The organism is Citrobacter sp. C348 (assembly GCF_047467975.1).
Lineage (GTDB): Bacteria > Pseudomonadota > Gammaproteobacteria > Enterobacterales > Enterobacteriaceae > Citrobacter > Citrobacter gillenii.
In genome coordinates, this window is the sequence record NZ_JASJUJ010000008.1 from 163,339 (window position 1) to 182,135 (window position 18,797).

Sequence of the window (18,797 nt, forward strand, 5' to 3'; positions counted from 1 at the left end):
ATGAAAAAGAATACAAAAGGTTCTGGAAACCCGGGTTCTTCAGGTGTGGATACCAATATCTGGGCGCCGATTGTTCGGGGGATCGTCGTCATCGTGCTCGGCGTAGGCGGCTTTCTGCTCTGGGCGGTACAGGCGCCGTTGGATGCCGGGGTGGTCGCGGATGGCACGGTGACGGTATCAAGCAACCGGAAAACAATTCAACATCTGAGCGGCGGACGTGTAACGGATATCTTCGTTAAAGAAGGTGACCAGGTCAAAAAAAATCAGGTACTCGTCCGTCTGGATAAAATGCAGCTCGATATGCGTTTCAGTGCCTTAAACGCGCAGTATATTTCAGCAAAAAGTATTGAAGACCGGTTGATGGCAGAGCGAGACGGCCTGGAGGAGATTGCCTTCAATAGCGCGCTGACTCAGCAATTTTCCGGGAATAAACGTCTGACGGAGGTCAGGAGCTTGCAGGCCAAACTCTTTGATACCCGGCGGAAAACGATTCAGGACGAATTGTCGATGATTCAGGAAACGCTCGATGGACTAATAGGGCAGACGGAAAATCTCAACAAAATAAAAGGTTATCGCGATCATCAGTTCACGCTGATTAACCGCGAGCTCGGCGCAATTCGTGCATTGAGTGAAAAAAACTACTACCCGAAAGCGCAATTACTGGTGCTTGAACGTGAGGCCGCTGAAATCTCCAGCAGTGTCTCAGAAGATATTCTGAATATTGCCAAACTCAAATCTCAGCAAAATGAGTTGAAAATCAAAGCGTATCAGGCGCGTCACCAATACCTGCGCGAGGTAGAGTCTGAACTGACCGAAAACCAAAAAGAAGTCGCCATGCTGGAAGATGAACTGGTATCTACCCGCCATGAGCTGGACAACACGGAAATTCGCTCCCCCATTAACGGTGTGGTGCTGGACGTTAAGGTCAGTACCGTTGGCGGTGTAATTCAGCCGGGCGAACATCTGATGGATATTGTTGCCGCCGGACAACCGATGCAAATCGATGCCAAAATACCGGTACATGCCATTGATAAACTGGCGCCAGGGTTAACTGTGGACGTCCTGTTCCCGGCCCTTAACCACGCGTTGCTGCCGTCAGTACCTGCGCATGTATTAACCGTCTCCGCTGACCGGTTAATTGATGAAGCCACCCAACAGCCCTATTATCTCGCCGAAGTGCAGGTTTCCTCTGAAGGTGCGCGCTTGCTGGGTGATTACAAGATTAAAGCCGGGATGCCCGCCAGCGTAACGATAAAAACCGGCGAGCGGACATTTTTAAGCTACCTGTTTAAACCCTTACTCGCCCGTCTGGAACTGGCGTTTAAAGAATACTGATCGTCAATTCATTACCCTGACAGGAACCCTGGTGCTCATTCGCGAGCATCAGGGCTGTTTATGCCATTGCTGGTCGCCCTGCTTTCTTGTAACCTTCCTCTTCGCAAGCCTACTGCGTGCGTGAATGATTAATTTGCACCCCTGAACTGGACTTCATATGAATGCTCATACTTCGAAAGACCCTTTACACGGCGTAACGCTTGAAATGCAGGTCACTGCGCTGGTTGACCGCTTTGGTTGGGCTGAGCTGAGCCAACTCATCAACATCAACTGTTTTAAAAACGATCCCAGCGTTAAATCCAGTTTAAAATTTCTGCGCCGCACGCCCTGGGCGCGCGCTGAAGTAGAAGCGTTGTATCTTGATTCCCTGAATGATGACGCCCCGGAAAATACCGAATCACCGGACTTCGATCCCTGGGCTAATAGTCGCGCTAATAAGAAATAAGAGCCCTTTCAGATGTCTGCACCCGGTTTTATTTCAGGTCATTACCAGAAAAAGCTGACGAATCTCGTCGCCCGTTCTCGCAACATACTGCCAATAACCAACCTGAAATGGTTCGCCGTGCTTGTTGGCAGCATGCTCTTACTTGGTAGCTGCTCTTCCGAGCCGCCAGCGCCGAAAATATCTCCGCAGCCACCGTTGACCAAAGCGCAGCGTAGCCAGGAGCCGATGCGTGGTATCTGGCTGGCAACGGTTTCTCGTCTGGACTGGCCGCCGATCTCCTCGGTTAACATCAGTTCATCCGCCATCCGCATTAGCCAGCAGAAAAAAGCGCTGACGGACAAGCTGGATAATCTTAAGCGTCTCGGGATCAACACCGTGTTTTTCCAGGTCAAGCCAGATGCCACCGCGCTATGGCAATCCAAAATTTTGCCGTGGTCAGATACCCTGACGGGCAAAATTGGTGAAGATCCGGGTTACGATCCGCTGCAGTTTATGCTCGACGAAGCCCATAAGCGTGGGATGAGAGTCCATGCCTGGTTTAATCCGTATCGCGTTTCCGTCAATACCAAACCCGGAACGGTAACGGAATTAAATTCTACCTTGACCCAGAATACATCGAGCGTCTTCGTTCTGCATCGGGACTGGATCCGCACGGCGGGTGATCGTTTTGTCCTTGACCCGGGCATTCCCGAAGTCAGGGACTGGGTAACCAGCATCGTGGCGGAAGTGGTTGAGAATTATCCCGTCGACGGCGTGCAGTTTGATGACTACTTCTATACCGAATCACCAGGTTCTGCGCTTAACGACAGTCAGACCTTCAGAAAATATGGTCAGGGATTTGCCTCAAAAGCGGACTGGCGACGCCATAACACAGAAAAACTCATTGCGCAGGTCTCGCAGACTATCAAGAAACTGAATCCTGAAGTGGAGTTCGGCGTCAGCCCGGCAGGCGTATGGCGTAACCGTTCGCACGACCCGGCGGGTTCCGACACGCGCGGTGCGGCGGCGTATGATGAATCCTATGCCGATACCCGGCGCTGGGTACAACTGGGTCTGCTGGATTACATCGCCCCGCAGCTTTACTGGCCTTTTGCCCGGGATGCCGCGCGTTATGATGTGCTGGCAAAATGGTGGGCGAACGTGGTCAAGTCAACCAACACGCGTCTGTATATCGGGGTTGCGCTGTATAAGGTTGGTGAGCCGTCAAGAAAAGAGCCCGACTGGGCGGTTAACGGTGGTGTTCCGGAACTGAAAAAACAGCTCGATATGAACGAGACTGAACCCCACATCAACGGTACGATCCTGTTTAGAGAGGATTACCTTAATCAACCCCAAACCCAGGATGCGGTAACCTATATCCGCAACCGCTGGGGGCAGTAATGTTGCCACTGTCCGCCGCTACGGCATCAAGCGGCGGACATTTTCATTCAATTGTTTCTGTATCGCGTTCAGCGTGGCAGACGTAATTTGCTCAGGATACCGGTCTTGGGCTATCTGGCTGAATTTCGCCGCAACGGTGCACACTCTCTCGATTATCTCTGCGACAAGAGCCGCAGATAATTCAGCTTCCAGCTCACCCAGTCCGGCAAGATGTTTTCTTTCAATATCCAACGCTTCTCCCAGCACATCCATTTGATGATACCCGCCAGGCCCGTCGCAGTAGGTAACATCATAAGCTGGCGCGAGGGTCCAGTGACCTTCTGCCGACATTAGGTAGGCGAAGTTTTTCGGATGGTCATCCCGGTTATTGAAGGCCACATTAAAAACAACACGCTCAAATGCCTTCGCTTTTTCTCTGACATCATTGGTGCAAATTTGCGTCGCACGCAAAAAGTCCCGGTAATCCAGCGCACCCGGCACCTGATAATTGGCACCAGTGAGTGCCGCCAGACTTTGCATGGGAATACGCATCTCATGCGAACGATCGAACCTGCGGGACGCAAAGGCGGCCTGTCCACCTGGCAGGCTAAAATAGGCCGTATCCGGCGTGCTGATTACGCACTGGCGTAAGCACTCGGCATAAACGGCTTCGATTGCGCACACTTCAGCGTGTTCATCTCTGGCCGGAAATTTAATCAGCCAACTCTCTGCCCCAGGGAACGGTGATGTGGTAAAACATTTAGTGACAGTGTCACGATATAATAACGCCTTTGGCCTCGCCCCCTGAGGTGAACCGCCCATCTGCAGCAGTTTTTGCAAAAATGCCCCACCTTCGCCGCTGAGCACTTCCTGAACTTCAGCAGCCAGTTTCTCGAGAGGAACGTCTTCTTTTACGTTTTGCTGTGCATCAGGTTGTACCGGCTGGAACGTCATGGCGCCCATTGCGCTGTTACCCACCCAGGTTAACCGTTCCAAAGGACCAATACGTGCCGGATTTACGCCGCGACGTTTAAACAAGCGGTCCATCAACAGCATTCCCCAACCATCGGGTAATGCATCATAAATCGGACCGGGTAACCCCAGTTGATGGGAGGGAAAATCTCTGCGTAAACGTGGGCCGTTCAACGGTAACGTTAATCGGGACAGTTCCAGCCCTTTGCGTATGGCTTCTTCGCTGTATTCAAATGCGATCAACGGTCGCCCGGTTAGTGCGGTAGAAGAAACCAGTCTTCCCCACAACCACCTTTCACCCCATCCTGCATAAAAAATATCGACTTGCTCAGGCATCAGAATTTTTCCGTTTCACACGCTGACGCGCGGCGCTGCGCTCATAACGCAAGATATCATCCAGTGTATCAATTTTAGGTTTGAACAACGCCGCAAGCGCATCGCCATACCCCAACACCATGGCCACTTTTACCAGATTCTCGAATCCTACATTTTTACCCGCTTCCAGATTAGATACTGTGTTGACACCAATCCCGGAACGGGCAGCCACATCGGCTTGCGTCATCTGCTGTGCCAGTCTCTCTTTACGCAACCGATCGCAGAGCTGTTTGACGATATCCGCAGGTGTTTGAAGGGATAAATCCATAATATTGGCCCTTATCAGGAAAAATTGACCTTTACACACAATATTATAGAGTTAAATGATGCGAGATACAAAATATCATAAGACACATTAAAAGGGATTTAACGCCACTTACACGAGATAACAACCGCTATCATGGATTTACGTCAGGGCCGTTAGTCTATACAGATACACACCAGATGACCGCGCTGAAGCTGGATTACCCCCTGCCGTTTGAGCCTGGCAAGGGTGTCCATAACCGTGCTGCGTGAAAGTCCGGTTCGTTCCCGGATGTATTGTGCTGCAGAGATCCTTTTTCTGATCTCCTCTGGTTCTTGTTGCAGCAGCTCGAGGTGTCCCCAGACCATATCTGTGGCACTCCGGCTGGTGATAAGGCGATCGCGCTGGCTCATCACCTGGATAATATAGGCTTCAACTACCGCTACCGATTCCCATAACTGGTCGCGATTCACGACCGTCATAAAATCTGTTTTCTTGATAACGTGTGTCGTACAAGGACTGATAGCCTCAATATCATAAAAATTTTGCCCGGTAGGAAGAAAAAATTCGGCCATCCCCAGCATTATCGGCGCCTGCTGGCTTGCCAGAATAAGACCATCACTGCGACGTCTTATCACGATTCTCCCCTCTGTCAGCAGCCAAATTCCGTTCTCTCCCTGCGAGTCCATAATAAAAGACCCACTGCGATATAAAGATTGTGGCTCGGAGAGTGGTAATAATGCATTGAAAAGTCTGGAAATATTTATCGCCAGAAGTTCTTCACTGCGGCCAGATTGTTCGGAGAGATTGGTCATAGCGTTCTCAAGATTATTTATATTGCCTCTCTTCAATAATTATCCTTCTAAACGGAAAAAGCAAATGAGGAAAATCCAATTTTGGATTGGCTTATATCGGATAATTTGCGAGATAGTCTTATTTTATACTTTTAACATATTAACACGCTTTGCCATTATAAATATGGCGATAATGTATCGCTAACAACGGGAGTTTTTATGGTACTCAATTATATTGCATTAGCGATGCTCATTTTCGTGTTCTTAGTTATTTTTTATGGCGTACTGATTTTGCATGACATTCCCTATGAAATTGCCAAAAAGAGAAATCACCCACATCTGGATGCGATCCATGTAGCCGGTTGGGTAAGCCTGTTTACGCTACATGCGCTCTGGCCATTTCTGTGGATATGGGCAACGTTATACAGTGATAAACAGGGTTGGCATGGTCATGTCTCGCGTAATGACACGCAGGAACTTACCGCGCGGATCGCATCACTGGAGAAAACACTCGAAAAAATAGCACCCGGTAATGTGCAGGAATCGAAGGTGAATTGATCGTGGAAACATTATTAGTATTAAGTTACACCGCTATTGTTTATGCTATTTTTAAAATATTTAAAGTACCATTAAATAAATGGACCGTGCCGACAGCAGTTCTCGGCGGGATAGTCATGCTGGGTGCATTAATTCTCACCATGAATTACAACCATCCCTATACCGAGGATGCGCAAAAGCTGGTAGTGGGTATTCCTGTTGTCCCACAGGTTACGGGCGTGGTGTCTGAAGTCACGGATAAAATTAATACACCGATCAAAAAAGGTGAGGTTCTGTTTAAAATTGACCCTACCCGCTACAAAGCCAAACTGGAAAAACTGGAAGCGGACATTGTCACGGAAAAACATGACGTTATGGCGCTGGAAGAAAAACGCAACAGCGCGCGTCTTCAGTTTGAGCAGGCGAAAGCAGAGCGTGATAAGTATTACAAAAATTATCAGCGCTACCAGCAAGGAAGTCGGGCTAAGGTAAATCCCTTTACTGCCAATGATATTGATACCGCGCGTCAGGATTATCTGGCGCAGGATGCGGCGATGGATGCCGCCCATGCTGAATTGAACAGCATTCAAAAAGAACTCGACAGCAGTATTAATGGTCAAAATTCACAGATTGCCAGTTTACAGGCACAAATTGATGAGGCGCGATTCAATTATGAACAAACGATTGTTCGTGCTCCAGGTGACGGTTATATCAGCCAACTCCTGGTGCGGCCCGGAACCTATGCCTCGAGGCTCCCTTTTAAACCCGTGATGGTATTTATTCCTGCCCACAAGAATCAAATTGTGGCGGCTTTCCGTCAGAACGCTATTTTACGTCTTAATGTAGGTGACGACGCAGAGATTGTTTTTAACGGGTTGCCGGGACAGGTAATCGAAGGAAAAGTGGTGAACGTGGCTCCGGTAATCCCTACCGGAGCCTATTACGCCCAGGGCACGTTACAATCGCTGAATATGGCGTCAGGAAGCAACAAAGTGCTAGTGAGCATTGATGTCGGTGAGAATCAGGCAGAACAGCAGTTGCCAGATGGCGTGGCCGCGCAGGTTGCGGTCTATTCCGCACACCATTTTGAAGCCTTGTCGTTGCTGCGAAAAATACTGTTGCGTATGACCAGTTGGATGCACTACCTGTATCTGGATCACTAATGGCGTATCCGGGCGCAGACGTTGCGCCCGGATACCGGTTTTGCGGAATCAGGCCGCTGCTGGTTCAGGCAATTTGAACGTCGAAACCAGCAGCGCTAACTGCTCAGCCTCTTCTTTAAGCACCTGGGTACGTGCGGCAGCGTCATCGATTAATGACGCATTCTGCTGCACGGTGCTGTCCATTTCAGTTACCGCCAACGTGACTTCTGAAACACCTTTGCGTTGTTCTTCCCCCGCTACGCGAATTTCGCCCATCAACTGGCGTACCTGGCGCACATTGCCGACCAGTTCTTCCAGCCGTTCGCCGGCCGTGTGAATTTGCTGACTGCTGCTGCCCACATGAGACACCGACTCATCAATCAACGCTTTGATTTCCTGAGCGGCCGTAGCGCTGCGCTGTGCCAGCGTACGCACTTCAGAGGCGACAACGGCAAATCCTCTCCCCGCATCGCCCGCGCGGGCGGCCTCAACGGCAGCGTTCAGGGCCAGAATATTGGTCTGGAAGGCAATGCTGTCGATCACCGCGACAATTTCTACCATTCTACCGGATGAGCCGCTGACGTTATCCATGGTGGAGATCACCCCCTGCATCACATCGCCGCAGCGGTTGGCCGTTTGCGCGGTATTATCGGATAACTCATCTGCCAGCTGCGTATTGCTCGCATTTTGATGAACGGTCGCATTTAACTGTTCCATTGCTGCTGAACTTTCTTCCAGCGCCGCTGCCTGCTGCGTCACCCGTGAAGAGAGCTCCATATTGCTGTCTGCCAGGCTGACCGCGTTATTGGCGACCACCACGCTGCTGCTTCTGACGGTAATCAGGATGGCCGCGATTTTATCGACAAACAGATTGAACGCCTCCGCGATGGCTGAAATCTCATCTTTGCCGCGGACATCGAGACGACGGGTCAAATCACCTTCGCCCTGCGCAATATCATCCAGAGCGCGACGTGTATCGTCCAGACGCGAGATCAGTCTGCGCACTACCAGCCAGGAGCCCGCCAGCAGAACCGTCATAATCGGGATCAACACTTCCAGGACGTCCTGCATCATCACTTTTGCAAGGCCAACAATGCGTGATTCTGGCGTGACCAGGCCCACCACCCAGCCGGTGTCCGCCATCGGGAACAGCATCACTCGCGACGGCGCATTCAGCACGCCATCGTTTTCCAGCGTAATGGTTTTCACCCCGTCGGCAACGCGAAGCGACTTCAGGCCATTTTCGACCGGAGCCAGCCATTGCGCACTGCGGGACAGATCGCTAAATGTTTTCTGTTTTGCGTTATCGGCCTGCGGGAAGTACAGGATTTGTCCCTGTTTATCGACCACAAACGCATAGCCACCGGTGCTGTTACCCTGCTGCTGCATAAAGGTGGCGACGTTATCCAGACGAATATCGGTGGTCGCTACCCCGGCGAACGAGCCCGAGTGCAGGTATGGGATACTGCAGGTCACCATATTGACGCCAGAACTGGCATCCTGATAAACATCAGACCACAAACAGCTGTTCTGCGAATGCCCTTTGGCATGCTGATACCAGCTTTCATTGTGATAACCACTTGAACCATCGGCGTTATAATCGTTGGAAAAATCCAGTTTTCCCTCCGAGTTACGCGCCCAGAAAAAGCTGCGCTTCTCCACGCCCGGAGTGAAGGCATTTGGCTCCGGCCAGATCCCGCCGCCGGTAATAATCGAATTCTTATCCTCGCCAATCAGATGCGGCACTACGCTTTGGTACAGAGATTCATCGTTAGGTAATACTTCAGCCAGACGTGACAGGCTGACGGTCTCGCCTTCAATACGCGATAACACGGTACTCAGTTGGCGGGTTAACCCTTGCCCCGTCTCTTCTATCAGGGCGGTATTGATCTCAACGACCCGAGGCTGACCGCGCCAGAGCATAATCGCGACAATCACTAGGGTGGTGACCGCAAGCAGCAGAATGCCGCCAATGGTGAGACGCGTGGAAATACGAGTAGGATACCAGGCCATACAAACTCCTTCTGCAAAAGGCTAACTTTTAAGCAGTATCGGCACTGGCGTTAATATCTTTATGATTATTTTTCAGATGATTTGAAAATATATATGTGACACTGTCACGTATAGCAAAACCCAGCTACAGTGCTGGGTTTTAATAAGTGTTTAATCTTATTTAGATAATTCTTTTTTGATCTCGGCTTTTATTTTGCTTAATGCACTCTGCGGATTTTTTTTGCACATTTCAATAGTCAGGGGAACCGCAGTGGTGATCGTTTCGTTATAGTCTACGAAGTCACCGCCTTTGAAGTCTTCATCCTCGTTCAGCACCCAGAAGGCAACCGGGGCCATAGTTTGCGGGTTCAAATCAATAAATTCCTGGCAGCTCATCCCTTTAGGTGTCACTTCCGTTTTTGTGGTCTCAGTTGCTGCATTGACGCTGACACTGGTTAACAACGCGGCAACCAGAATACCTGCAGTAGAAAGGGAGAATTTATTCATTGTAGTACTCCATTTATAATCTAGATAATATCTACACTTGCGCTTTAAACCGTTAATGTAGCTCGGGAAAATAATACCCCTACTATTAAAAGAATAAAGATGATGGTCGTTGATATGGCTGAAATTTATATTTCGGGTTACCAATCCTGATGTCAGTGGGGAAAATATCGCTCACAATGTGATCGTCCCGACGAAATCCACCGATTCATACCCCGCTTCCCCTACCGTTGCACCAAAACTGAACTACGCTGCACAAATGTTGATCATTAGTTAATTAAATTGCGCGAATTTTAACAAATAAAGCCAGTAAACCGGGGGCGCAGACATGGCACGCGTCCTGCATTGTTAATCCAGTAACAACGACACGGTATCTGACAGACAACTAACAGCGAGACGGTAATGACATCAAAACCTGAATTATTCGCCCGCGTAGAACATACCTTCAGCCAGCTTACGCCGAGTGAAAAGCGTGTTGCCGGTTGGCTGTTAGCACACGCTGCACAGATCCCGTTTGAAACCGCAGACGGCATTGCTAAGGCCACGGGAACCAGCGGTATTACCGTTGGACGCTATCTGCGCAAACTGGGTTTTCGCAATCTGGAAGACGCCAAAGCCAGCCTGCGCGAACTGCCTGTTATCCCCTATCAGCCGTGGGGAATGAATGAACGGCTTGATTCCTGGCACCAGCAGCAACGTCTGCCGGACCGGGCGCAGCAGTCGCTGCTGCTGGAAATTGATGCCATTACCCATGTTTATCAACTGGCGCAAAGCGACACATTTTTACGCATTGCGCAACAGCTGGCACACGCCGAGGCCGTGTATATCCTCGGCATTCAGTCGACCCGCGGGATTGCCAACGCCTTTTTCAGCCATCTGGAATACCTGCGACCCAAAGTCAGTTACTCCGAGGGCTTGTCCGGAAGCTGGGTTGAGTCACTGAATTCAGGGTTTGACCAGCCGTATGTGGTGATAACCGATATGCGCGCCTACTCTGCAACATCACGACAATATTGCCGGGTCGCCCGCGACCGCCACATTCCGCTGGCGCTGATAACCGATGTCTGGTGTCCGTGGGCCAGAGACTACGGTATTGATTTACTCCAGGTGAAAACCGACACCGGGCATTTCTGGGACTCCCTTGCCCCCGTCAGCTGTCTGTTCAACTTATTACTCTCCGCGGTGGTGGCGCAACTGGGCGACGCTCTCGCCGGGCGCCTGCAAACCAATCGCCAACTCCAACAGCAGTTTGGTCAATTCGAACAATAAACAGGAATCGTGCTATGCCAGAAACCTCTGTTCTGGTCGATCTGTCGGTGATCTTTCCGTCACTGCATATCGATCTCAAATACGCTACCCGCGATAACATTACCGGCGCACCTGTCTACCGGGAAGCGCGCTGCCTGTTACACACCGATGCGGTCACGGGACTGGCCAAAAGCATCAGCATTGCGAAACTGGCGGGCCTGAATCTGGTGGTGTACGACGCTTATCGTCCGCAGCAGGCGCAGGCGATGCTATGGAATGCCTGCCCGGACCCGCAGTACGTTGTCGATGTCGCGATTGGCTCCAATCACAGCCGCGGTACGGCCATTGACGTCACGCTGATGGACGAACGCGGTAATGTCCTCGATATGGGGGCTGCTTTTGATGAAATGCACGATCGTTCCCACGCCTGGCATCCTTCCGTTGCGCCAACCGCGCAGCGTAATCGACTGATGCTGAACGCCATTATGTCCGGTGGCGGTTTTGTCGGGATCAGCAGCGAATGGTGGCATTTTGAATTACCAGACGCAGCTCGTTACCCCCTGCTTGATGACTGTATTGCGTGTTTTCCTGCACCCCAAATAACAACACCACACCCCCTTTAATTCCTGGAGCCTGGTTATGAAGACAACACACACCTTAACATCGCTGTTTCGCCCCGCTCTGATTGCTTTAGCATTAGCGGCAGCCCTGCCCGCAGCGCAGGCCGCTGTACCTAAAGATATGTTGGTAATCGGTAAAGCCGCCGATCCACAAACGCTCGATCCTGCCGTCACAATTGATAACAACGACTGGACGGTGACCTATCCGTCTTATCAGCGTCTGGTGCAGTACAAAACTGAAGGTGATAAAGGCTCCACGGAAGTAGAAGGCGATTTAGCCAGCGGCTGGAAGGCGTCTGACGATCAAAAAGAATGGACCTTCACCCTGAAAAGCGAGGCCAAATTTGCCGATGGCACGCCGGTAACCGCTGAGGCGGTGAAGCAATCTTTTGAACGCCTGATCAAAATTGGTCAGGGACCTGCCGAAGCGTTCCCGAAAGATTTGAAGGTAGAGGCCATTGATGCCAGTACGGTGAAATTTACCCTCAGCCAGCCGTTCGCGCCTTTCCTGTACACGCTGGCGAATGACGGGGCGTCGATAATCAACCCGGCGGTGTTAAAAGAACATGCCGCCGACGATGCGCGCGGTTTCCTTGCCCAGAATACGGCGGGCTCGGGTCCCTTTATGTTAAAGAGCTGGCAAAAAGGACAGCAGCTGGTTCTGGTGCCGAACCCGCATTGGGCGGGCACCAAGCCGGTGTTTAAGCGGGTATCGGTGAAAATCATCGGTGAAAGCGCCTCCCGCCGTCTGCAGCTGTCGCGCGGCGATATCGACATTGCCGATGCGCTGCCCGTCGACCAGCTTGCCGCCTTAAAGCAGGAAGGCAAAGTCAAAGTAGCGGATTACCCGTCACTGCGCGTGACCTACCTGTATCTGAACAACAGTAAAGCGCCGCTCAATCAGGTGGATTTACGCCGCGCTATTTCGTGGTCAACGGATTATAAGGGCATGGTGAACGGGATCCTCAGCGGCAACGGTAAGCAGATGCGCGGCCCGATCCCCGAAGGCATGTGGGGCTTTGATGAAAAAGCCATGCAATACAGTTTTGATGAAGCGAAAGCTAAAGCCGAGTGGGACAAAGTCGCAAACAAGCCAGACAGCCTGAGCTTCCTGTACTCGGATAACGACCCGAACTGGGAGCCGATTGCCCTCGCCACCCAGGCCAGTCTTGGCAAGCTGGGGATCAAGGTCAAGCTGGAAAAACTGGCCAATGCCACCATGCGTGACCGCGTCGGTAAAGGTGATTACGACATCGCCATCGGCAACTGGAGCCCGGACTTCGCCGACCCGTACATGTTTATGAACTACTGGTTTGAGTCGGATAAAAAAGGCTTACCAGGCAACCGTTCATTCTATGAAAACAGTGAGGTTGATAAGCTGCTGCGCAGCGCGTTGTCAACCACCGACCCGGTGGCCAGAACCAACGATTACCAGCAGGCGCAAACCATCGTGATTGATGAAGCGGCCTACGTCTATTTATTCCAGAAAAACTACCAGTTGGCGATGAACAAAGACGTCAAAGGATTTGTATTTAACCCAATGCTGGAACAGGTCTTCAACATCTCCACCATGAGTAAATAATCTCACCACGTTTATGCGGAGCCGCATTGGCTCCGCAAGGGGAAGCCAATGACTTTCTGGAGCATTTTACGCCAGCGCTGCTGGGGACTTATCCTGGTGGTGGCCGGTGTTTGCGTCATCACCTTTATTATTTCGCACCTGATCCCGGGCGACCCCGCGCGGCTGCTGGCGGGCGATCGCGCCAGTGATGAAATTGTTGAGAATATTCGCCAACAGCTGGGTCTTAATCAGCCGCTGTACGTGCAATTTTTTCGCTACGTCAGCGATGTGTTTCAGGGCGATTTAGGCACTTCGATTCGTACCGGACGTCCGGTGATGGATGAGCTGCGCGTGTTCTTCCCCGCCACGCTTGAGCTGGCCTTTTGCTCCCTGCTGCTGGCGTTGATTATCGGGATCCCGCTGGGGATTTTATCCGCAGTCTGGCGTAATCGCTGGCTCGACCACCTTGTGCGCCTGATGGCGATCACCGGGATTTCGACGCCAGCATTCTGGCTCGGTCTCGGGGTGATCGTGCTATTTTACGGCCATTGGCAAATCTTGCCCGGCGGCGGACGCCTGGACGACTGGCTGGATCCGCCGACGCACGTTACCGGTTTTTACCTGATAGATGCGCTGCTGGAAGGCAATGGCGAGGTGTTTTTCAATGCGCTCCAGCATCTGATCTTACCATCCCTGACGCTGGCCTTTGTGCATCTGGGCATTGTCGCCCGCCAGATCCGCTCCGCCATGCTCGAACAGCTTAGCGAGGATTACATCCGTACCGCCCGCGCCAGTGGCTTACCGGGCTGGTACATCATTTTGTGTTATGCGCTACCTAACGCGCTGATCCCCTCCATTACCGTACTCGGCCTGGCGCTGGGCGATCTGCTCTACGGCGCGGTACTTACCGAAACTGTATTCGCGTGGCCAGGCATGGGGGCATGGGTCGTCACCTCCATACAGGCGCTCGACTTCCCGGCCGTCATGGGGTTTGCCGTGGTGGTGTCATTTGCCTATGTGCTGGTCAACCTGGTGGTGGATTTACTCTACCTGTGGATTGACCCGCGCATCGGACGCGGAGGTACACAATGATGCTCTCACAAGAAACGCCCGCCACCTCGCCGAGCGCTCACCGTCGCCGCGACTGGGCCAAACTGTTCTGGATGATGAAAAGCAGCCCGCTGACGCTGATTGGCGGAGCGATCATCGTGCTGATGTTGTTGATGATGGTGCTGTCACCGTGGATAACGCCTTACGATCCCAATGCGATCGACCTCACCGCACGTCTGCTCCCCCCGTCAACTACTCACTGGTTTGGTACTGATGAAGTGGGACGCGATCTGTTTAGCCGTGTACTGGTCGGCAGCCAGCAGTCGATCGTAGCAGGACTGGTGGTAGTGGGTATCGCCGGTGGGATTGGTTCACTGTTGGGCTGCCTGTCCGGCGTGATGGGCGGACGGGCGGACGCGATTATTATGCGCGTGATGGACGTGATGCTGTCGATCCCCTCGCTGGTGCTGACCATGGCGCTGGCCGCCGCGCTGGGGCCCAGCCTGTTTAACGCCATGCTGGCCATTGCGATTGTGCGCATTCCTTTCTACGTACGCCTGGCCCGGGGACAAACCCTGGTAGTCCGCCAGTTTACCTACGTACAGGCTGCCCGTACGTACGGCGCATCCCGCTGGCATCTGATTAGCTGGCATATCTTACGTAATTCGCTGCCGCCGCTGATCGTGCAGGCCTCGCTGGACATCGGCAGTGCGATCCTGATGGCCGCCACGCTGGGGTTTATCGGGCTGGGTGCGCAGCAACCGAGCGCGGAATGGGGAGCCATGGTGGCAATTGGCCGCAACTACGTGCTTGACCAGTGGTGGTACTGTGCGTTTCCCGGTGCTGCCATTCTGATCACCGCCGTGGGTTTCAATCTCTTTGGCGACGGTATTCGTGACCTGCTGGACCCGAAAGCCGGAGGAAAACAGTCATGAGCCAACCCGTCCTGGAAATTGAAAATTTGCACCTGAGCTTCCCCGGCTATAAAGCTGACGTGCATGCGTTGAACCATGTCTCGTTGCACATCAACCGGGGTGAGATTGTCGGCGTGGTCGGCGAGTCCGGCTCCGGGAAATCCGTTACCGCCATGCTTGCCATGCGCCTGCTGCCGGAGGGCAGTTATCGCATTCACCAGGGGCGCGTGTCGCTGCTCGGTGAAGATGTGCTGAACGCCAGCGAGAAGCAAATGCGCAAATGGCGCGGGGCGCGCGTGGCAATGATTTTTCAGGAGCCGATGACGGCCCTAAACCCGACCCGGCGCATTGGCCAGCAAATGGTAGAGGTGATCCGCCATCATCAATTACTCAGCCGCACGGATGCGCGACAAAAAGCCATCGCCTTACTGGAGGAGATGCAAATCCCGGACGCCGCCGAAGTCATGTCGCGCTTCCCGTTTGAGCTTTCCGGCGGTATGCGCCAGCGGGTGATGATCGCGCTGGCTTTTTCCTGCGAGCCGGAGCTGATTATTGCTGATGAACCGACGACCGCGCTGGATGTGACGGTGCAACTGCAGGTACTGCGCTTGCTGAAGCATAAAGCGCGGGCCAGCGGCACGGCGGTGCTGTTTATCAGCCATGATATGGCGGTGGTTTCGCAACTGTGCGACCGGGTGTATGTCATGTATGCCGGAAGCGTGATAGAAAGCGGCCCGACGCAGACGGTGATTCAGCACCCGACGCATCCCTACTCCATTGGTTTGCTGAAATGCGCGCCGGAACACGGAGAGCCCCGCGCGACGCTGCCCGCAATCCCGGGTACCGTGCCGAACTTAACCCAATTACCTGCCGGATGTGCATTCCGCGAACGCTGTTATGCGGCCGGGACACAGTGTGACGCGGTCCCGGCATTACGTAGTCAGGGGCATGCGGATCAGCAGTCCGCCTGCTGGTATCCCCAACTGGAGACTCGTCATGACTGACATTTTGCTGTCGCTTCAGGATGTACATGTCAACTTCACGGCCCGGAAAAACTGGCTTGGCAAGGTCACCGAGCGTGTGCATGCGCTCAACGGGTTAGATTTACAGATCCGCCAGGGAGAAACGCTGGGTATCGTTGGTGAGTCTGGTTGCGGCAAAAGTACGCTGGCGCAGCTGCTGATGGGGATGCTCAGGCCTAGCCAGGGGCAATTCGCTCGTAGTGCAGAAAAACACAGCGGCATGCAAATGGTCTTTCAGGACCCGCTCTCATCGCTGGATCCGCGCTTACCGGTGTGGCGGATCATTACCGAACCCGTGTGGATCCAAAAGCGCAGCGCCGAACGTCACCGCCGTGCGCTGGCAGAAGAACTGGCGTTACAGGTAGGTATCCGCCCGGAATACCTTGATCGCCTGCCGCACGCGTTTTCCGGCGGGCAGCGCCAGCGCATTGCCATTGCCCGCGCGTTGTCCTCTGAGCCGGATGTGATTGTGCTTGATGAACCCACCTCGGCGCTGGATATTTCCGTACAGGCGCAAATCCTCAACCTGCTGGTGGCGCTACAGGCCCGCAGAAACCTTACCTATGTGCTGATCTCACATAACGTGTCGGTCGTGCGGCATATGAGCGACCGGGTGGCGGTAATGTACCTCGGGCAAATCGTCGAACTGGGTGACACGCAGCAGGTATTAACCTCTCCCGCGCACCCCTATACACGTCTGTTGCTGGACTCGGTCCCTAAAACCGGTGCACCGCTGGCGGAAGATCTGGTGTTACGTAAAACCGAGTTGCCGGGGAATCGAACCCTACCGCAGGGATGTTATTTCCGCGATCGCTGCCCGCTGGCGACTCAGGGATGTGAGAAGAAACAGGCATTATTGAAAAACGAGACCGGGAGTGAAGTCCGCTGCTGGCGGGCAGTTAGCGAAATCTGACCACACGGGCATAGTGTACCTGGTGTATCAGGCGCAATATGCCTTTTTCAGCGCATCCACCAACATTTCGGATGCAGTCGACAACTTATGATGCGAGGAACGTAGGATCCCAATGCGACGCTGGATAACCGGGCCGTCCAGCTCAATACAGGTTGCGCCAAGTTCGGTCATCTGGGTGCGGCACAATGCAGGCACGGCACTGCCGCCTAAACCATTCGCCACCAGGCGTCCAATGGTCACCAACTGGTGACTCTCCAGCGCCACTTCCAGCGCATGGCCGCTTTGTACCAGCTGTTCTTCCAGCATCAGACGTACGGCCGATGGTCGCTGCAGCGTAATGAAATCCAGCGTCAGTAACTCCTTCCATGCGATGCGCTCCCGGCCAGCCAGACGACTGGTCGGTGGGACGATGGCGATAAAACGATCCATCCCGAGCGGGGTAAAATGCAGGTGTCCGGAGTAGTCCGGCTCAAAGGCAATCCCCATCTCGACCCGCCCTTCGCTGACCATTTCAATCACCTGCTCGTTAATCACATCGTGCACCGTGACATTGACACCGGCATAGCTGTCGCGAAAAGTCTTGAGCACCGGCGGCAGCACGTTCGCGGCGAATGACGGCATCGCTGCAATCGAAATTTTGCCGCGTTGCAGCGTAAAGCGCTGACGCATGGCTTCTTCGGTATTTTCCCAGTCGGCCAGCAGCTGTCGCCCCATGGTCAGCAGCGTTTCGCCTTCCTGCGTCAGGGTCACCTTGCGGGTGGTTCTCAACAGTAAAGCGCCTCCTAACGACTCTTCCAGCCCTTTGATTGCCAGGCTTAAGGCGGGTTGCGACATATTCAGCCGTTCACTGGCATGAGCAAAATTCAGAGTGTGAGCTACCGCTAAAAACGCGCGTAACTGTTTGATGCTCATTCTCATTACTCATTCCTTTAACTTGTTGAATACCTTTAATTAACATTAAATTGATAAAAAAACCCAATGAGTGAGTCACAAATTTAAAATTAACAAATCATTTTTCACCCCCAATGATGTCGCCAGGAACAACTGGAGGGGCAAGTGTATGGCTGGACTGGATAAACGGGTCGCCACGTATAAACAGGCGCTGGAGGGACTGACCGATAACATGACGCTGCTGGCGGGCGGTTTTGGCTTATGCGGTATTCCTGAGAATCTGATTGCAGAAGTGCGCCGTCGGGAGGTTCAGGGACTGACCGTGGTGTCGAACAACTGCGGCGTGGACGGGTTTGGTCTCGGCGTGCTGCTGGAAGCACGCCAGGTACGCAAAGTGGTGGCGTCCTATGTTGGTGAAAATGCCCTGTTCGAAAAACAGGTGCTGAGCGGAGAGCTGGAAGCCATTCTGACGCCGCAGGGCACGCTGGCAGAGCAGCTACGAGCCGGTGGTGCGGGCATTCCCGCCTTCTTCACCGCCACCGGGTACGGTACCCCCGTCGCCGAAGGCAAAGAGGTGCGCGAGTTTGCCGGTCGGCCTTATATCATGGAGCAGGCGATTACCGGTGATTTCGCGCTGGTCAAAGGCTGGAAAGCCGACTGGTACGGCAACGTCATCTACCGCCATACCGCACAAAACTTTAACCCACTGATGGCAGCAGCCGGACGCATCACGGTAGTCGAAGTGGAAGAAATTGTCCCTCCCGGCGAGCTGGATCCCGCCGCTATTCACACCCCCGGAATTTTCGTCAATCGCATTATTCAGGGGCAGTTCGAAAAACGTATTGAACAACGCACCCTACGCCATCAAGGAGCCTGACC

19 protein-coding genes are annotated in these 18,797 nt (G+C 53.0%); 13 read left to right on the forward strand and 6 right to left on the reverse strand.

Going from position 1 to position 18,797, the window contains the following annotated elements:
• The 3 genes from QNN86_RS16155 to QNN86_RS16165 all read left to right on the forward strand — a co-directional run bounded on the left by QNN86_RS16155 (position 1) and on the right by QNN86_RS16165 (position 3,160).
• Positions 1–1,335, forward strand: coding sequence for an HlyD family type I secretion periplasmic adaptor subunit (locus QNN86_RS16155; protein ID WP_181619412.1), 1,335 nt, complete (start codon positions 1–3; stop codon positions 1,333–1,335).
• Between the two features lie 157 nt (positions 1,336–1,492).
• The gene (locus QNN86_RS16160; RefSeq protein ID WP_096757060.1) at positions 1,493–1,780 is read left to right on the forward strand and encodes a VF530 family DNA-binding protein; all 288 of its coding nucleotides are present in this window, start codon (positions 1,493–1,495) and stop codon (positions 1,778–1,780) included.
• A 12-nt stretch (positions 1,781–1,792) separates the two neighbouring features.
• Positions 1,793–3,160: a glycoside hydrolase family 10 protein gene (locus tag QNN86_RS16165; RefSeq protein ID WP_414211705.1), complete on the forward strand. Its 1,368-nt coding sequence runs from the start codon at positions 1,793–1,795 to the stop codon at positions 3,158–3,160.
• A gap of 18 nt (positions 3,161–3,178) precedes the next feature.
• Here QNN86_RS16165 and QNN86_RS16170 read toward each other — a convergent pair whose 3' ends face one another.
• From QNN86_RS16170 to QNN86_RS16180, 3 genes are all read right to left on the reverse strand, one after another.
• The gene (locus QNN86_RS16170) at positions 3,179–4,447 is read right to left on the reverse strand and encodes a type II toxin-antitoxin system HipA family toxin (protein ID WP_181619415.1); all 1,269 of its coding nucleotides are present in this window, start codon (positions 4,445–4,447) and stop codon (positions 3,179–3,181) included.
• The gene (locus QNN86_RS16175) at positions 4,440–4,754 is read right to left on the reverse strand and encodes a helix-turn-helix domain-containing protein (RefSeq protein WP_181619416.1); all 315 of its coding nucleotides are present in this window, start codon (positions 4,752–4,754) and stop codon (positions 4,440–4,442) included. Before QNN86_RS16175 ends, QNN86_RS16170 begins: the two co-directional genes overlap by 8 nt.
• 152 nt (positions 4,755–4,906) lie before the next feature.
• Complete coding sequence (locus QNN86_RS16180) at positions 4,907–5,545, reverse strand: helix-turn-helix domain-containing protein (RefSeq protein ID WP_181619417.1); 639 nt, start codon at positions 5,543–5,545, stop codon at positions 4,907–4,909.
• A 198-nt stretch (positions 5,546–5,743) separates the two neighbouring features.
• Here QNN86_RS16180 and QNN86_RS16185 point away from each other — a divergent pair, with 198 nt between their 5' ends.
• Together QNN86_RS16185 and QNN86_RS16190 are read left to right on the forward strand one after the other, a co-directional pair.
• Positions 5,744–6,082 carry a DUF3302 domain-containing protein gene (locus QNN86_RS16185; protein WP_096757054.1) on the forward strand — a complete coding sequence of 113 codons (339 nt, stop codon included), beginning with the start codon at positions 5,744–5,746 and terminating at the stop codon, positions 6,080–6,082.
• 2 nt (positions 6,083–6,084) lie between these two features.
• Positions 6,085–7,224, forward strand: coding sequence for an HlyD family secretion protein (locus QNN86_RS16190; protein WP_414211708.1), 1,140 nt, complete (start codon positions 6,085–6,087; stop codon positions 7,222–7,224).
• Between the two features lie 48 nt (positions 7,225–7,272).
• Here the strand turns inward: QNN86_RS16190 and QNN86_RS16195 are convergent, their stop codons facing one another.
• Positions 7,273–9,216: a methyl-accepting chemotaxis protein gene (locus QNN86_RS16195; RefSeq protein ID WP_414211710.1), complete on the reverse strand. Its 1,944-nt coding sequence runs from the start codon at positions 9,214–9,216 to the stop codon at positions 7,273–7,275.
• Positions 9,217–9,372: 156 nt separating this feature from the next.
• On the reverse strand, positions 9,373–9,702 hold the full coding sequence (gene hdeB, locus QNN86_RS16200) for an acid-activated periplasmic chaperone HdeB (RefSeq protein WP_414211712.1): 330 nt from the start codon (positions 9,700–9,702) through the stop codon (positions 9,373–9,375).
• A gap of 399 nt (positions 9,703–10,101) precedes the next feature.
• On the opposite strand from hdeB, the gene QNN86_RS16205 reads away from it, so the two are divergent.
• From QNN86_RS16205 to QNN86_RS16235, 7 genes are read left to right on the forward strand one after another with little or no spacing between them, the layout of a single operon-like run.
• Complete coding sequence (locus QNN86_RS16205) at positions 10,102–10,968, forward strand: MurR/RpiR family transcriptional regulator (RefSeq protein WP_115258497.1); 867 nt, start codon at positions 10,102–10,104, stop codon at positions 10,966–10,968.
• A gap of 14 nt (positions 10,969–10,982) precedes the next feature.
• Positions 10,983–11,570: a D-alanyl-D-alanine dipeptidase gene (gene ddpX, locus QNN86_RS16210; protein ID WP_182269817.1), complete on the forward strand. Its 588-nt coding sequence runs from the start codon at positions 10,983–10,985 to the stop codon at positions 11,568–11,570.
• Positions 11,571–11,586: 16 nt separating this feature from the next.
• Complete coding sequence (locus tag QNN86_RS16215) at positions 11,587–13,149, forward strand: ABC transporter substrate-binding protein (RefSeq protein WP_279278089.1); 1,563 nt, start codon at positions 11,587–11,589, stop codon at positions 13,147–13,149.
• 48 nt (positions 13,150–13,197) lie between these two features.
• Positions 13,198–14,220: an ABC transporter permease gene (locus tag QNN86_RS16220; RefSeq protein ID WP_181619422.1), complete on the forward strand. Its 1,023-nt coding sequence runs from the start codon at positions 13,198–13,200 to the stop codon at positions 14,218–14,220.
• Positions 14,217–15,113, forward strand: coding sequence for a D,D-dipeptide ABC transporter permease (ddpC, locus tag QNN86_RS16225; RefSeq protein WP_182260347.1), 897 nt, complete (start codon positions 14,217–14,219; stop codon positions 15,111–15,113). The genes QNN86_RS16220 and ddpC overlap by 4 nt, the downstream gene beginning before the upstream one ends.
• A complete protein-coding gene (locus QNN86_RS16230; RefSeq protein WP_182269815.1) occupies positions 15,110–16,096 on the forward strand; it encodes an oligopeptide/dipeptide ABC transporter ATP-binding protein in 987 nt (328 codons plus the stop codon). Before ddpC ends, QNN86_RS16230 begins: the two co-directional genes overlap by 4 nt.
• The gene (locus tag QNN86_RS16235) at positions 16,089–17,027 is read left to right on the forward strand and encodes an oligopeptide/dipeptide ABC transporter ATP-binding protein (RefSeq protein WP_414211716.1); all 939 of its coding nucleotides are present in this window, start codon (positions 16,089–16,091) and stop codon (positions 17,025–17,027) included. The genes QNN86_RS16230 and QNN86_RS16235 overlap by 8 nt, the downstream gene beginning before the upstream one ends.
• A gap of 27 nt (positions 17,028–17,054) precedes the next feature.
• Here the strand turns inward: QNN86_RS16235 and QNN86_RS16240 are convergent, their stop codons facing one another.
• The gene (locus QNN86_RS16240; RefSeq protein ID WP_414211718.1) at positions 17,055–17,945 is read right to left on the reverse strand and encodes a LysR family transcriptional regulator; all 891 of its coding nucleotides are present in this window, start codon (positions 17,943–17,945) and stop codon (positions 17,055–17,057) included.
• Positions 17,946–18,087: 142 nt separating this feature from the next.
• Here QNN86_RS16240 and QNN86_RS16245 point away from each other — a divergent pair, with 142 nt between their 5' ends.
• Positions 18,088–18,795 (forward strand): CoA transferase subunit A, encoded by a 708-nt coding sequence (locus QNN86_RS16245; protein ID WP_182269812.1) that lies wholly within the window; start codon positions 18,088–18,090, stop codon positions 18,793–18,795.
• The last annotated feature ends 2 nt before the right edge of the window (positions 18,796–18,797 follow it).